The organism is Streptomyces sp. 135 (genome assembly GCF_020026305.1).
In the GTDB taxonomy this organism is placed as follows: Bacteria; Actinomycetota; Actinomycetes; order Streptomycetales; family Streptomycetaceae; genus Streptomyces.
This window is the reverse complement of sequence record NZ_CP075691.1, coordinates 793130-808273: the sequence shown is the minus strand read 5'-3', so window position 1 is coordinate 808273 and position 15144 is coordinate 793130. Positions and strand designations below refer to the sequence as shown.

The following is a 15144-nucleotide window of genomic DNA, read 5'->3' as shown; positions in this document are numbered from 1 at the left end:
GTTAGGTTGTCCGCCGTTATCCCTTGACCGGCCTGAGTCAGGCGATTGGAGCCGCACCATGAAGGACGTCACCCAGCTCACCGAGGGCTGGCGGCTGCGCCACGGGGAGGAACTCCTTGAGGCCCGGGTGCCCGGCTGCGTCCACACCGACCTGCTGGCGGCGCAGGCCCTCGCGGACCCCTTCCTCGGCCGCAACGAAACGGACGCCGCGTGGGTGGGGCGCCGCGCCTGGACCTACGTCCGGCGCCTCGACGACGACAGCGGCCACCAGCGCACCGACCTCGTCTTCGAGGGCCTCGACACGGCCGCGTACATCACCCTCGCGGGCCGCCCCGTCGGCACCACCCGCAACATGCACCGCGGGTACCGGTTCGACGTCACGGGACGCACCGGTGAACTGGAGGTCCGGTTCGCCTCCGCCTACGACGAGGCCGCTGCCGTCCGGGCGGTGACGGGGGAGCGGCCCAACGTCTATCCCGAGCCCTCGCAGTACATCCGCAAGATGGCGTGCAACTTCGGCTGGGACTGGGGCCCGACGCTGGTCACCGCGGGCATCTGGCGGCCGGTGCGGCTCGAGCACTGGTCCACCGCGCGCCTCGCCCGCGTGCGCCCCCTGGTCACGGTGGAGGGGGAGACCGGCCGGGTCGAGCTGCGGCTGGAACTGGAACGCACCCCGCAGGGGCGGGGACGCACGCTGCACGCCGAGGCCGAGGTGGCCGGCGTCCGCGCCGAAACCGTCGTCACCGGTGACGAGGCGGTGCTGCGCCTCGACGTTCCCGACCCGCGTCTGTGGTGGCCCCGCGGCTACGGCGAACAGCCCCTGTACGACCTCCGCCTCACCCTGCGCGACGACAGCGACGACAGCGACGACAGCGACGACCGCGACGACAGCGGCCTTCTCGACACCTGGCACCGCCGGATCGGCTTCCGCACCGTCGAGCTGGACCGCTCGGCCGACGAGCACGGCACGGGCTTCACCCTCGTGGTCAACGGAGTACGGATCTTCGCCCGCGGCGTCAACTGGATCCCCGACGACGCCTTTCCCTCCCGGATCACCCCCGAGCGCTACCGCACGCGTCTGACTCAGGCCGCCGACGCCAACGTCGACCTGGTAAGGGTGTGGGGCGGCGGCATCTACGAGGACGAGGCCTTCTACGACGCCTGCGACGAGCTCGGCCTGATGGTCTGGCAGGACTTCCTCTTCGCCTGCTCCGCCTACCCGGAGGAACAGCCGCTGCGCCGCGAGGTCGAGGCGGAGGCCCGCGACAACGTTGTCCGGCTCATGCCGCACGCCTCGCTCGTCCTGTGGAACGGCAACAACGAAAACCTGTGGGGCTTCCGCGACTGGGACTGGGAGGGGCCGCTCGCCGGTGACTCCTGGGGCGAGGGCTACTACCTCGGCCTGCTGCCCCGCGTCGTCGCCGAACTCGACCCCACCCGCCCGTACACCGCGGGCAGCCCCTGGTCCGGCTCCTGGGACCACCACCCCAACGACCCCGCCCACGGCACCCATCACTCCTGGGAGGTGTGGAACCGGCAGGACTACGCCGAGTACCGGGCGAGCGTGCCGCGCTTCGTCGCCGAGTTCGGCTGGCAGGCGCCACCCGCCTGGGCCACCCTGCGCCGCGCCCTGCTCGGCGAGGAACTCGCCCCCGACTCCCCGGGCATGCTCCACCACCAGAAGGCCGAGGAGGGGAACGACAAGCTGAACCGCGGCGTCGCCCGCCATTTCCCGCTGCCCGAGGGCGATTTCGACCGCTGGCACTACCTGACCCAGCTCGTGCAGGCCCGCGCCGTCGCCGCGGGCATCGAGCACTGGCGCGCCCACTGGCCGGTGTGCGCGGGAACCGTCGTCTGGCAGCTCAACGACTGCTGGCCGGTCACCTCCTGGTCCGCCATCGACGGCGACGGACGCCTCAAGCCGCTCCACCACGAACTGCGCCGCGTCTACGCCGACCGGCTCCTGACCCTCCAGCCGGGCGCCGACGGACTCGTGCTCGCCGCGGTCAACCAGTCCGCCCGACCCTGGCGTACGACGGTGACCCTGCGACGGCTGGACGCCGAGGGCGCCACGCTCGACGAGGCCGTCCTCGACGTGGCCGCGGGCGCCCGGTCCGTCGCCCGGCTCGCGGTGCCCGCGAGCCTCGTACCGGATGAGCGGTCCGCCAAGGAGTTCCTGGTCGCCGACGGCGGTGATGCCGGCGACGGTGAGGGAAGGCTGCGGGCCCTGCACTTCCCCGTGCCCGACAAGGACTTCGCGTACCCTCGGCCGCGCTACGACGTCGCCCTGGAACCGGTGCCAGGGCCGGGGGATAGAGTCGACGTCGTGGTGAGCGCCCATACCCTCGTCAGAGACCTCCTGCTCCAGCCCGACCGGCTCGGCCCGGCCGCCGCCTGCGACAGCGGTCGCCAGACCCTGCTGCCGGGTGAGCGGACCCGCATCCGGGTCCACGGCTGTGGCGCCGTCGGCATCCAGGACATCAGGGCCGCCCTCTTCTGCGTGGACGTGAGGTGAGCGGCACCCAGCGCGTCACCATCAAGGACGTCGCGGCCCGGGCCGGGGTCTCCAAGGGGGCGGTGTCGCTCGCCTTCAACCACAAGCCCGGCGTCTCCGAGGCCACCCGCGAGCGGATCTTCACGGTCGCCCGCGAGCTGGGCTGGGCCCCCAGCGCCACCGCCCGCAGCCTGTCGAACCGCCGGGTCGACATCGTCGGGCTCGCCCTGTGCCGGCCGGCCCGGCTGCTCGGCCTCGAACCGTTCTACATGGACTTCATCTCCGGCATCGAGAGCATCCTCGCGGAGCGGTCGTGCTCGCTGCTGCTGCGCCTGGTGCGCGACCTCGACGAGGAGATCGCGCTCTACAAGGAGTGGTGGCGCGGCCGGATGATCGCCGGCGCGATCCTGGTGGACTTCCGCGAGGACGACCCGAGGGTCCCGTCCCTCCAGGGCCTCGGCCTGCCCGCCGTGGCGGTCGGGCATCCCTCCCTCACCGGGCCCTTCCCGGCGGTATGGACGGACGACGCGTCCGCGGTCGCCGAGGCCGTCCGTTACCTCGCCGCCCTCGGGCACCGGCGCATCGCCCGCGTCGGCGGCCCGGCCGACCTCGGGCACAGCGCGATCCGGGCCCGCGCCTTCACCGCCGTCACCCGGGAACTGGGGCTGGACCAGGAGCGGCAGATCGCCACGGGGTTCGACGAGAAGGAGGGGGCCCGTGCCACCCGCACTCTGCTGCTCGCCGCCGACCGGCCGACGGCGATCGTCTACGACAACGACATCATGGCCGTCGCGGGCGCGGGTGTCGCCGCTGAGATGGGGTTCACCGTCCCCGACGATCTGTCGCTGCTGGCCTGGGACGACTCGCAGTTGTGCCGGATCACCCACCCGACGATGTCGGCCATGAGCCACGACGTGCACCAGTTCGGCGCCGAGGTGGCACGTGTCCTCTTCGACGTGGTCAACGGCACCGACACGGACGGCCTTCAGGTGCCGACGCCATCGCTGACCCCGCGTGGCTCCACCGCGCCGGCGCCGGGTTCGTAGCGGGGGCGGGTTCTCGTAGCGGCAGAGGAGGGCCGTGTCCGGTGCGGACGCGGCCCTCCTTGCTCCTTCAGTCGGGCGGTGGCCGGTGACCGTCGCGAGCCGTCAGCCGTCAGCCGTCAGCCGGCCGCCCGGCTGCCCTTCGCTGCACGGGAGCCGGTGAAGACGCCGGCCTCCTTCGCGGTCTGCTGGATGCCGTCGGCGCCGTGGAAGATCCGCTGCCCCCAGGAGGTGAGCCGGGAGGCGTCGAAGCCCGTGGCCATGTCCAGATACTCGACACCGCCGCCGTTGCCGCTCCAGGACCAGCCGAGATAGCCCACGCCGAGTTGGCGCGCGGTGGACATGATGGCGGCCTCGTCCGGGTCACCGTCCGAGTGCATGTCGCCGAACTCGCCCACGACGATGGGTAGACGCTGCGAGGTGAACCGGTTGAGGTAACTTTTCACTTTGTCGGCCGTGTTGAATACGCCGTACATGTGGACCGAGAACACCGTGTTCCGCCGAGGATCCGCGGCGAATACCTCTGCGGCACGGTCGCGCATGGTGAACGACCAGTCCTGGCCCCAGTTGGGGGCGTCGGCCATGAGCGTGTGGTGGAACCCGGCCGTGCGCATGCGGGCGAGGGCGTTCTTGGTGTCGGACGTCCATGACGCGTAGCCGGAATTGCCGTGCGGCTCGTTCCCGATGTTCAGGATGACGTATTTCTCCTGGCCCTGCACCGCGCCCTTGACGCTGATCCAGTAGTCCACGGCGCGCGCGAGGGAGATGGCTCCGCTCTGCTCGCCGTAGCCGGTGGTGTCGTGGGCCTCCAGGACGCAGACGAGCCGGTTCTGCTTGCACTGTGCGACGACGGCGGCGACATCGGCGGTGTCGTTCTTGGCCCAGCGGTCACCAGTGGAGAGTACGACACGTACGGAGTTGGCGCCGAGCGCCTTGACGTCCTTCAGCGCCTGCGCGGTCCTGCTCGGATACCAGGTGTGGGCGTGGTTCACGCCGCGCAGGACGAAGTCCTTGCCGGTCGCGTCGAGCAGGCGCCCTCCGGCGACGTGGAAGCCCGGTACGGCCCGTGTCCCGTTCCGCGCCTCGGCCCGGCTCCTGGCCCCCTCATCCGCGGCCTGCGCGGGGGAGGGCGCCGTCAGTATGGACGCGGCGAGGGCCAGCAACGCTCCCGCCGCGGTGGCCAGTCTCATTCTCATTCCTGCTCCCAGGGTGGTGGCGCGTGCGACGTGACACGAGACGCCGGAACGGGGAATGCGCCGGAAAGTCATCCGCTGATGACTTCGCCACGAAAGGGATGATGGGGAAAATCCCTTCGGCCGGCGACTGGGAGAGAGGCTAGGACGAGGCGTCTACGGAGACAACAGCAGGAGCCAAACCGGTTAAGTTTAGCGGGAGTTCAGTGATTCTTCCTGCGCCGCCGTCGACGTCACACGGGAGTCGACCGACGTCACACGGAGTCGATGAAGAACACCTGGTCGGTGCGGTCGGCGCAGGGCGCCTGTTTGGCCGTGGCACCCTCGGCCGTGGAGCTGTCGCTGATCCCCACGCAGTACTTCCGGTCGGACGTGTAGAGCGTGTAGATCCGGTAGGTGTTGGGCACGGGCGTGTCGACCGCCTCGATGTAGAAGACGTTGGCTCCCGCGCAGTTGGTCGTGGGCTCCAGCATGTCGGCCACCGAGCTGACGATGAAGATGGTGAGGCAGCGGATGCCGGCCTGGGTGCTGTGCCACTGCAACTTGAACAGGCTGTTGCCCTGCGGCACGAGGTACGTGCGCGGCGACGTGGCCTGCGCGCACGAACGCTGCACGGCGACCGGGGCGTTCAGGAATCCAGCGCGTCCCTCGGTCAGGCACAGCCCGGGCGCGCTCGCCGGACGGATCTTGATCCAGCCTTCCTGGAGTCCCCGGAAGTTCCCCTGGACGAAGTTCGCGCCCGGTTGGCGGTCACAGGACCACTGGCGCAGTGCCGTGCCGTCCGTGGTGGCGGAGGAGGTGACCTCAAGGCACTTGCGCGGTCCGGCCGTCATCGGGTGTACCAGCGCGGCTTCCTCGTGGTCCTCGAACTGGAAGCTCGTCCCGGGCCGGTTGTCGCAGTCCGCCTGTACGACGGCGGCTCCGTTGTCGGCGCTGGAGTTCTCCACCGCCATGCACTTGCCGCTGAGGACGCTGACGATCTGCACCGCCCCGCCGTATACCGCGGATTCCCGCAGGCTCCACGACGCTCCCTCCCGCCCGGCGCAGCGCCGCTGTCTGACGGGCTCGCCGGTCGCCTGCGTGGCCACCTCCAGGCACATGCCGGTGTGGGTCGCGGCGATGTTGATCCCCTGGCCCGCGGCGGCGGTCGCGGGCCGGGCCGCCGGGCCGCCGACCGTCAGCAGGGCCAGGACCAGCGCCAGGACGAGGACCAGGGGCGGGGCGGCCGCGTACGGACGGGGTGAACGGAACCTCAGCATGGGAGTTCTCCATCCCTGTGGGAACAGGCCCGCCCCGGCGGGCTGAGCCGCCGGCTCGGCTCGCGCGGACGCGGGCATGGCGGCGCAGATGCTGCCCGGCGGTGCTGACGCGGTGCTGACGCGGCCGCGCGGGACGATGGGCCGCCGCTATCGAGGTGCGATCGCCTTGACCCACTCGTCGACGGTGACGACGTCCGCCCACTGCGGGAACAGCCGCTCGACGAGGACCCGGTGCACTTCCGGGTCGGTGTCCAGGCAGGCGTCGGAGAGCACGGTGAGGCCGAAGTCCATGTCGTTCGCCTGGCACAGGGTGGAGAGCACCACGGCGCTGGTGGCGATGCCGGTGAGTACGAGGCTGTGGATGCCGCGCGCCCGCAGCACCACGTCGAGATCGCTGCCGGAGAACGCGCTCGCCCGCCGCTTGGTGACCACCACGTCGCCCGGCCGGGGCGCGACGTCGGGGTGGATCTCGGTGCCGGGCGCGCCCTCGACGTAGAGACCGGCCCGTGCGATGGCGGCGAGAGGCTTGTTGCGCGTGCCGACTTCGGGAAAGCCGGGGCGCAGCGCGATGACCACGTAGATGACGGGCATGTCCGCCGCCCGGGCCCCGTCGATCGCCTTGCGCAGACGTGGCAGATACCCGGAACCGTCGTCGGCGATGTCCACGATGGCCTGTTGGACGTCCATCACCAGAAGGGCGCTGCTCATGTCGTCTGTCTCCAGGAACGAAGTCGGTTCGGTGGTGGCGCGGGCGTGGTCCCGCCAACTGGCCAGCGCCGTCCGGGTGGTGAACGCCGGTCCGAAGGTGGACGGCCTGCCGACCTACGCCTGGTCGACCGGCATCCAGGTCGGCTCGGACGGCCAAGTAGAGGTCAGTTGCAAGCAGTTGAAGATACCCGAGAAGGGCGCCCGGTATCCCGTGGGCGCCCGGGAGACCCCGGACCGGCTGAACGCGACCGGTGTGGCGCGCCCCTCGGACGACATAGGCCCGGCAAGGACCGGTCGGTCGGCGGTTCGTGTGCCGCGACGGCCGAACTCCCGCACGCCCCGCCGGTCCTGGAGCCCGGCTCCGCCTGAGCCCGCGCGGCGGCCTCAGTACGTCTTGACCTGGCCGGGCCCCGAGACCGGCGCCGGTGTCCCGCGCTGTGCGTGGCCCCCTTCGACGGGCCGCGCGCGCAGTGGCCACCAGAGGGACCGGCCGAGGAGCGCGGCCAGCGCGGGCACCAGGACCAGCGACAGGACGAGCGCGGAGAGCAGGATGCCGAGCGTCGTCGCGAAGGCCATCTGCTCGTTGCCGGGGACCGTGGCGAGGGAGGCGAAGGAGGCGGCAAGCACCAGGCCCGCCGTCCCGATGGCCGGGGCGGTGTGCCGTACCGCGCGGGCCACGGCGGTCCGCGCCGGGCCCGGTCGCCGCATCTCCTCGCGGATCCGGTCGGCGATCAGGATGTTGTAGTCGGTGCCCAGCGCCACGACGAACAGGAACAGCACCAGCGGCAGGGTGTAGCTGATGCCCGGCTCACCGAGACCGTGCTGGAAGAGGAGCGTGGCGGCGCCGAGGGTCGCGGCGAAGCCGAACCCGACGGAGAGCATCAGGATCAGCGGGGCGAGCAGGCTGCGCAGGAGCAACAGCAGGATCAGCGCGATCAGTCCGGCGGCGACCGGGAACACGATCCTCAGGTCGTGATCGACGGCGGTCGATATGTCGGCGAAGATCGCCGCCGTCCCGCCGACGTGCGCCGTCGCCCCGGCGGGCGTGTGCCGGGCGGCCGCCGACCGGATCGGGCCGGAGGCCAGGTCGCGGGCCTCCTGGCTCTGCGGGTCCGCGGTCGGATACAGGTCGATCCGGGCGGCACCGCGGTCCTTGCTCAGGACGGTCGGCGCGACCTGGCCCACGCCCTTGACCTGCTTGAGCCCGCGGGAGAGGCCGTCGAGCCGGGCGATGGTGAGGGTGCCGTCGCCCTTGGCGGTGACGAAGACGCTCGTCGGGTCCGACACACCGGCCGGCAGCGCGCGGGATATCTCGGCCGTGGTGGCGGAGGAGGGCGTCCGGTCACCGGAGTCGCCCCGGCCGTAGTCCATACGGATGCCGATCAGCCCGGCGGCCAGGGCGGCGAGCACGGCCACGGAGCCGAGCAGCATCGTCAGCGGCCGCCGGGTGACCAGCGCGCCGAGGCGGGCGGCCCGGCCCTCGCGCGGCTCGTGGTCGAGGGTCCGGGAGGGCCAGAACATCTTGCGTCCGGCGGCCGCGAGCAGCGCCGGGAGCAGGGTGAGGCTGCCGATGAGCATCACCAGGACCGCGACGGCGATCGCGGGGCCCATCGAACGGAACTGCCCGAAGGTCGCCACACCCAGCGTGGCGAACGCGGCCACGATCGTCAGCGCCGCCGAGGTGATCGCGGTGCCCACCCGGCCGGAGACCTGCTCGGCCGCCTCGCGGGCGGACTGCCCCGGCCTCGCCCGCAGTTGCTCGCGGAAACGGAACAGCAGGAACAGCAGGTAGTCGATGCCGATGCCGAGCAGGACCACGGTGATCAGATCCGGGGTGCCCGCGTCGAGCTTGCGCCCGGTGAGCAGCGCGGCGCCCGCGACGGCTCCGCCCGCCGCGCCACCGATCATGACGACGGCGAGCAGCGGCAGCACGGCCGCCGGCACGCTGCGGAACGCCCGTACGTTGAGCAGGATGATGAGCCCCATGAGCAGGGCGCTGCCGACCTTCGCGGCGGTCTCGTGGGAGTCGGTGGTGTCGACGAGGTCGGCGAGCCCGCCGGTGAAACCGGTGCGCATCCCCGCCTCGGAGAACTGCGTCCGGGCGGAGTCCCGGAACGTCCGGTAGACGCCCTGGACCCCGGGGTCCGTGGGGTTCCCGATCAGCTGGACGGAGAGCAGTTCGAAACTGCGGTCGGGCGCCGTCATCGCCGGGGCGACCCGCGGCGTCTGGGAGCGGTCCGGGACCAGGAACTTCGGCCGGTCGTCCTCCCTCGGCATGGTGACCCGGCGGTTCGCGAGCTTCGCCGCCTCGGCCGCGATCCGCTTGCGGTCGGCGGCGGTGAGGGGCTCGCCGTCCTCCCGGGCGACCAGCACCGTCACCGTGGTGGCATCGGGATCCGCCCCGAACCGTTCCTCGGCGATGTGCAGCGCGGCGGCCGAGTCATAGCTCCGGGGCAGGAAGTCCCCGGTCTGGTTCTGGGTGACACGCCCCATGAGCGTCGGTGTCAGGGCGCTCAGCACGATGCCCAGCACCGCCCAGAAGGCGATGACCTTCCAGGGGTTTCTGGTGGAGTATCCGGTCAGGGCGCGGATCACGAGGTCCTCCGGCGGACGCAGTTGAGTGCGGACGTCTGCCGGGGGCTCCCGGCCGGTCTCCAGACCATCACTTCGAGGTGCCGGCGGGCGTCGGGGCAGGGGATGATCCACACCGGGGACCTGGGTCCTGCCCGCGCCCCTGACCAGGACCCTGGTCCTGGTCAGGGTGTTGATCCCGCTCGTGGTCAGGGTGCTGGCCCTCAGGACACCTGTGCGACCCTGGCCAGGGAGCCACGAGGCGGCCGGACACAGAGGGAACACACATGCCCATGAGCCGACAGGTCCGGCCCGGCGACGCCCGGGAGACGGCGCACATCGACGGCGCCGACCCGCCATGGACCCGTAACGACGCGCTCGTCACCGGCGGCGCCTGCGCGATGAACCTGCTCAGCTACGTGTTCTTCGACGACCCCGACGGCCGGCACGCGGTGACCGTGACCGGGTTCTTCCTCGTCGCGCTGGCGGCCATGCCGCTGCTCGCACGCCGGCGCCACCCGGTGTCGGCGCTCGCCGCCGTACTGGCACTCGATGTGACGGCCGCCCTCACCGTGCCGCTGCCCCGCCACTTCGGCGCCGTCCTGGTGGTCGCCCTGTACTCGGTCGCCAGGGCCCGGCCCGGCCGGGTGACGGCGGTCGCGGCCACCGTGACGGTCGCGCTGACGCTGCTCAGCCAGAGCGACGGCCGGATCCCGCGCTGGCAGGACGCCGTCGTCGCGCCGCTCACCACCCTGATCGTCGTCGGCACCGCCATGGTGATCAACCGCTGGCAGCAAGAGGTCGCGGCCAACCGCAGGCTTCTCGCCGACCGCGCGGTGGCCGACGAACGCCGCCGCATCGCACGGGAGTTGCACGACATCGTGGCCCACCACATCACCACCATGCAGCTGATGGCCGGCGGCGCCCGGGCCAACATCGCCGAACCGGACGTGGTCAGGGACGCCCTGGTCACCCTGGAGTCCTCCGGGCGGCTCGCGCTGCGCGAGATGCGCCAACTCCTGGACGTACTCAGGGCGGGCGACGAACCGGAGACAGTGCCGCCGCTGCCCCAGCCCGGCGCCGACGACCTGGAGCGCCTGGTGGCCGAATCCCGCCTCGCCGGACTGCCCACCGAGCTGAGCGTCCACGGACCACGGCGCCCGCTTCCGCCGACCGTCGGCCTGACGGTGTTCAGGATCGCCCAGGAAGCCCTCACCAACGCCCGCAAGTACGCGGGGCCGGCCCGGGCCTGCGTACAGCTGACGTACCGTCAGGAAGGGCTCACCGTCGAGGTGCGGGACGACGGCGGGGGAGCGGCGTCGAAGGAGGGGCGGGCGCCGGCGGAGGTATCGGGCGGTTACGGCCTGATCGGCATGCGCGAGCGCGTCGCCCTGCACGGCGGCACCCTGACCGCCGGCCCGCGGGCGGACGGGGGGTACGCCGTGGTCGCCGACCTGCCGCTGACCGCGGACGATGCCGATGAGCCGGGCGAGGCAACGGCGGGGGCAGGGTTGGCCGTGCCGCACGAAGGGGGGCACCGATGAGCGGGGCCGGGGCAGGGACGGGGCCGACGGGGCAGAGGATCAAGGTGCTGATCGTGGACGACCAGCCGCTCGTCCGGCGCGGTCTGTCGCTGATCCTCTCTCCCGACCCGTCCTTCGAGGTGGTGGGAGAGGCCGAGAACGGCGCGCAGGCCGTCACCCTCGCCCGCCGACTGCGCCCCGATGTCGCGCTGATGGACATCCGGATGCCCGTCCTCGACGGGGTCGCCGCGACGGCGGAACTCGCCGCCGACGTGCCCGGCTGCCGGGTGCTGGCCCTCAGTACGTTCGACATGGACGAGTACGTCGTGGGCGCCCTGCGCGCCGGAGCCCATGGGTTCCTGCCCAAGGACAGCTCCCCGGAGGACCTGGGCGCGGCGATCCGGACCGTCCACTCCGGCGAGGCAGCCGTGGCGCCGCGCCTGCTCACCCGGCTGATCGCCACCTACGTACGGGCACCCCGAGACGCGCGGCCGACCCCCACCGGCCTGGGTGCGCGGGACGAACTCACGCCCCGCGAGGTTGAGGTGTGGCGCCTGATGGCCACCGGCCTCGACAACACCGGCATCTCCCGTGCCCTGGACCTCAGCATCTCCACGGTCAAGAATCACATCACCAGCATCTTCGACAAGCTCGGCGTCCGTGACCGGGCGCAGGCGGTCATCGCCGCGTACGAATCGGGCCTGGTCACCGCCCGCACGGCAGCCGGGGAACCACCCGGCGACGGACGGGCCGGGTAGTGCGGACCGGTGGCGGTGTGTGGGTTAGGGTCGGGCTGTCTGTCTTTCTTTCTGTCCTGTTTGCGTCGAGGAGGGGTCGTTGAAAGACGAGGGCGAGGACAAGGGCCAGGACGCGGTCGAGGACGCGGAGAATCTGCTCGACGGACTGAGCGTGGACGAGTCCCGCCCGGAGCGCCCTGTACTCCTGGACGAACAGGGGCGTCCGCTGCGGACGTGGCGGGAGAATTACCCGTACTCGCAGAAGCTTCGGCGCCATGAGTACGAACGCCGCAAGCGGGTCCTCCAGATCGAACTGCTCAAGCTGCAGAAGTCGGTCCGTGACCAGGGACTGCGCATCGTCGTGCTGTGCGAGGGCCGCGATGCCGCCGGCAAGGGCGGCACCATCAAACGCTTCACGGAGCGGCTCAATCCCCGCGGGGCGCGCACGGTCGCGCTGGACAAACCCACGGAGCGCGAAGGGAGCCAGTGGTATTTCCAGCGGTACGTCGCGCACCTTCCGGCCGCGGGCGAGATCGTGTTCTTCGACCGGTCCTGGTACAACCGCGCCGGGGTCGAGCCCGTGATGGGATTCTGTACGCCCGAGCAGCACAGCCAATTCCTGCGCCAGGCACCGCTGTTCGAGAAGATGCTGACGGAAGACGGCATCATTCTGGTGAAGTTCTGGTTCTCGGTCTCCCGGGCCGAGCAGCGTACGCGTTTCGCGATCCGTCAGGTGGATCCCGTCCGCCAGTGGAAGCTCTCCCCCACCGATGTCGCCTCGCTGGACCTGTGGGACGCCTACACCCGCGCCAAGGTGGAGATGTTCCGGGCCACCGACACGGAACACGCGCCGTGGACCGTCGTGAAGACGAATGACAAGAGACGCGGACGCCTCGAAGCGATGCGCCATCTCCTGCTGCGCGTCGACTACGAGGCCAGGGACGAAGGAGCGGTGGGCAAGGCCGACCCGCTGGTGATCGGCGCCGCCGACACGCTTCTCGAGCCGGGGGAGGACCCGACGGACCTCTCGCCCAGCAGGCTCGCCGGCAGCGACGAAGGCCCCGGGCAGCATCCGGAAGGCCAGGGCCCGCCCACGCTGTAGCGGGTGTCGGCCGGCCAGGGGCGACGAATTCGGTTGCGGCGGGCCGGTGAGCCCGGTGAGGTACCTCCATGGACGGTGCCATGGAGCGGGTGCGACGGGCGGGGGCAGGAAGAAGCGGCGCGGTCCAGGGGCGACCGGCCCCCTGGCACGCGCCGGCGGTGCTCATGGCCCTGATGCTGGCGGCCTTCACCTTCAACACCGCGGAGAACCTGCCGATCGGCCTCTTGGAGCCCATCTCCGAGAGCGTTCGGGTGTCCCTGTCAGCGGTGGGTCTGCTGGTCACCGGTTACGGCGTGACGGTGGCCGTGGCGTCTGTTCCCCTCGCCCACTTCGTGCGGGCCGTGCCCCGACGTCATGTGCTCACGGGACTGCTGGCCGCGCTCGTCGTGTCCAGTCTGGGTGCGGCGCTGTCGACGTCCTACTGGCCGCTCCTCGCGTCGCGGCTGCTGACGGCGCTCGCCCAGGCGCTGTTCTGGGCCGTGATGGGACCGGTCGCGGTGGGCCTGTTCGCGCCGGAGTTCCGTGGCCGTGTGGTCGGGGCGCTGTCCGTCGCCGGTTCGCTGGCCTTGGTGCTCGGTGTTCCTGCCGGAACCTGGCTGGGCCGGCACAGTGACTGGCAGGCGCCCGTCGCCGCGCTGGCGGCTCTGGGACTCGTGTCTCTGGTGACGATCGCCGTTCTGCTGCCGACCTCGCGTCCGGACGAGGAACCCGCCGCCCACGGAACCAGTCCCGACGCGCGCCGGTTCGCAACGGTGCTCGTGGCCGGGGTGCTGGCCGCCACCGGGGCATTCACGGGATACACGTACATCGCGAAGTTCCTCGGCGACGTGAGCGGGTTCTCGCCGAACCGTGTCAGCGCCCTGTTCCTGGCCTTCGGCGTCGCGTGTCTGGCCGGGGTGAGCATCACCGGGGCGTTGCTAGACCGCTTTCCGCAGTCCGCGCTGACCACGGCCGTGGCGACGCAAGCGGTGGGCATGCTCGGGCTGTACTCGGCCGGCACCGAGCCGGTGGCGGCGGTGGTGTTCCTGGCGCTGATGGGCGGTGCGCTCGGGCCGGTGTTCATGACCACTCAGAACGCGATGCTGCACTGCGCCCCGGGCCGCACGGACATCGCGCTCGCAGCCAACTCCGGTGCCTACAACGCCGGAATCGCGGCGGGCGCCGCGCTCGGCGCCCTGATCCTGGCGCGGGCCGATGTGCGGGACACCTTCCTGGCCGGCGGCCTGCTGACCGTCGCGGCCTGCGCGGTGCTGCTCGGCGGGCGGCCGCACCGTCATGGATCGAAGCCCGCCAACTAGCACCCGGCCGCACCGCACGGTCAGCGGCCGTCACCCCGACGACCCATAGCCACACGGCTACACGGCTACACGGCATGCGGTTATGCGGCTATGCGGCTATGCGCCCGATCAGTTCCTCGGCCGTCAGGCTGCCCGGCTCCCGGGCCTGGCGCACGCTCTCCCGGGCGGCGGCCTGAAGCGCCGCGTTCACCGGGGTGGGCACGCCGTGCTCCCGGCCGAGCAGCACCAACTCCCCGTTGAGGTAGTCCGTCTCGATCGATCCCGCGCCCCGCGCCAGGCTCTGCCAGGACGAGCCGCGGGTGCGCTCGCCGGGGACCGGCTGCGGGTCCACCGTCCCGCTGCGCAGCTCGGCGAGCTCGGCACCGCTCGCGTAGGCGATGCCCGCGGCGTCGAGGACGGCGGCGCCCTCGGCCTTCGCCCGGGCGACCAGGTCCTGGGCGGCGGCGTCCGAGGCGGAGCCGCACACGGCTTCGACCACGTTGGCGAGGTTGGCGAGGAGCTTGCCGTACTTCCAGCGCATCACGTCCGCCGCCACCGGGGCCAGGAAGTGCGCCTTCTCCAGGTCCCGCGCGATCCGCCGGGCGGTGTCGTCCGCGTCCGACCCCTGCCGGCCGACGGCTGTCCCGTACCGGCCGATGACCAGGGCGCCGGTGTACGGGCCGCAGGGCGCGACGACCTCACCGGGGTTCAGATACGTGCTGGGCAGGATGACGCAGACGCCGTACACGTCGCGGAAGCGGCGCAGCGCCAGGCGCTCGTTCTCCACGCCGTTCTGGGCGCACACCAGGGGCAGGCGTTCACCCGCCGTGCCGCCGCCCGCCACCGGCCGCCCGGCCCACGCGTCCAGCGCCGCCACGCTGTCCTGGGTCTTGACGGCGAGTACGAGCACGTCGTCCGCCCGCAGTTCGACGTCCTCGGGCCGTGCCACGACGGGTATGCCGAGGGTGAGCGTGCCGGTGGGGACCGTGAGCCGCAGCCCGTTGTCGCGCAGCGCCTCGAAGTGCGCGCCTCGGGCCACCAGGACGACGGACCGGCCGCTCTCGTGCAGCCGCCCCCCGATCGAACCGCCGACCGCTCCGGACCCGATGATGACGTAACGCATTGTGCTCCCTGCCTCTCCGCTTCAGGTGCCGCTCGGCTCGAAGCGGGTCTGTCCCGCTGTCAGTTGAGGGCGTCGTCCGTAGAGTCGCACTCGCCGTGGCGTCCGCTCCACCAG

General features: G+C 71.8%; 11 protein-coding genes. 6 read left to right on the top strand and 5 right to left on the bottom strand.

Going from position 1 to position 15144, the window contains the following annotated elements; genetic code table 11:
* Positions 1 to 58 precede the first annotated feature (58 nt).
* Both KKZ08_RS03700 and KKZ08_RS03695 read left to right on the top strand, forming a co-directional pair.
* Positions 59 to 2515 carry a glycoside hydrolase family 2 protein gene (locus tag KKZ08_RS03700; RefSeq protein ID WP_223773063.1) on the top strand — a complete coding sequence of 819 codons (2457 nt, stop codon included), beginning with the start codon at positions 59 to 61 and terminating at the stop codon, positions 2513 to 2515.
* On the top strand, positions 2512 to 3540 hold the full coding sequence (locus KKZ08_RS03695) for a LacI family DNA-binding transcriptional regulator (RefSeq protein ID WP_223773062.1): 1029 nt from the start codon (positions 2512 to 2514) through the stop codon (positions 3538 to 3540). The genes KKZ08_RS03700 and KKZ08_RS03695 overlap by 4 nt, the downstream gene beginning before the upstream one ends.
* A gap of 116 nt (positions 3541 to 3656) precedes the next feature.
* Here KKZ08_RS03695 and KKZ08_RS03690 read toward each other — a convergent pair whose 3' ends face one another.
* The 4 genes from KKZ08_RS03690 to KKZ08_RS03675 all read right to left on the bottom strand — a co-directional run bounded on the left by KKZ08_RS03690 (position 3657) and on the right by KKZ08_RS03675 (position 9292).
* Complete coding sequence (locus tag KKZ08_RS03690; protein ID WP_223773061.1) at positions 3657 to 4727, bottom strand: glycoside hydrolase family 5 protein; 1071 nt, start codon at positions 4725 to 4727, stop codon at positions 3657 to 3659.
* A gap of 257 nt (positions 4728 to 4984) precedes the next feature.
* The gene (locus KKZ08_RS03685; protein WP_223773060.1) at positions 4985 to 5989 is read right to left on the bottom strand and encodes an RICIN domain-containing protein; all 1005 of its coding nucleotides are present in this window, start codon (positions 5987 to 5989) and stop codon (positions 4985 to 4987) included.
* A 147-nt stretch (positions 5990 to 6136) separates the two neighbouring features.
* Positions 6137 to 6697, bottom strand: a complete 561-nt coding sequence (locus KKZ08_RS03680; RefSeq protein WP_223773059.1) for an isochorismatase family cysteine hydrolase — start codon at positions 6695 to 6697, stop codon at positions 6137 to 6139.
* A 384-nt stretch (positions 6698 to 7081) separates the two neighbouring features.
* On the bottom strand, positions 7082 to 9292 hold the full coding sequence (locus KKZ08_RS03675; protein WP_223773058.1) for an MMPL family transporter: 2211 nt from the start codon (positions 9290 to 9292) through the stop codon (positions 7082 to 7084).
* A gap of 269 nt (positions 9293 to 9561) precedes the next feature.
* Between KKZ08_RS03675 and KKZ08_RS03670 the strand changes: the two genes are divergently transcribed.
* From KKZ08_RS03670 to KKZ08_RS03655, 4 genes are all read left to right on the top strand, one after another.
* Positions 9562 to 10812, top strand: a complete 1251-nt coding sequence (locus tag KKZ08_RS03670; RefSeq protein ID WP_223773057.1) for a sensor histidine kinase — start codon at positions 9562 to 9564, stop codon at positions 10810 to 10812.
* Positions 10809 to 11549 (top strand): response regulator transcription factor, encoded by a 741-nt coding sequence (locus tag KKZ08_RS03665; RefSeq protein ID WP_223773056.1) that lies wholly within the window; start codon positions 10809 to 10811, stop codon positions 11547 to 11549. The genes KKZ08_RS03670 and KKZ08_RS03665 overlap by 4 nt, the downstream gene beginning before the upstream one ends.
* Positions 11550 to 11628: 79 nt before the next feature.
* On the top strand, positions 11629 to 12630 hold the full coding sequence (ppk2, locus tag KKZ08_RS03660; RefSeq protein ID WP_223773055.1) for a polyphosphate kinase 2: 1002 nt from the start codon (positions 11629 to 11631) through the stop codon (positions 12628 to 12630).
* A gap of 173 nt (positions 12631 to 12803) precedes the next feature.
* Positions 12804 to 13928 carry an MFS transporter gene (locus KKZ08_RS03655; protein WP_223778892.1) on the top strand — a complete coding sequence of 375 codons (1125 nt, stop codon included), beginning with the start codon at positions 12804 to 12806 and terminating at the stop codon, positions 13926 to 13928.
* Between the two features lie 88 nt (positions 13929 to 14016).
* On the opposite strand, the gene KKZ08_RS03650 is transcribed toward KKZ08_RS03655, so the two are convergent.
* Positions 14017 to 15030: a 2-dehydropantoate 2-reductase N-terminal domain-containing protein gene (locus tag KKZ08_RS03650; protein WP_223773054.1), complete on the bottom strand. Its 1014-nt coding sequence runs from the start codon at positions 15028 to 15030 to the stop codon at positions 14017 to 14019.
* Between the last annotated feature and the right edge of the window lie 114 nt (positions 15031 to 15144).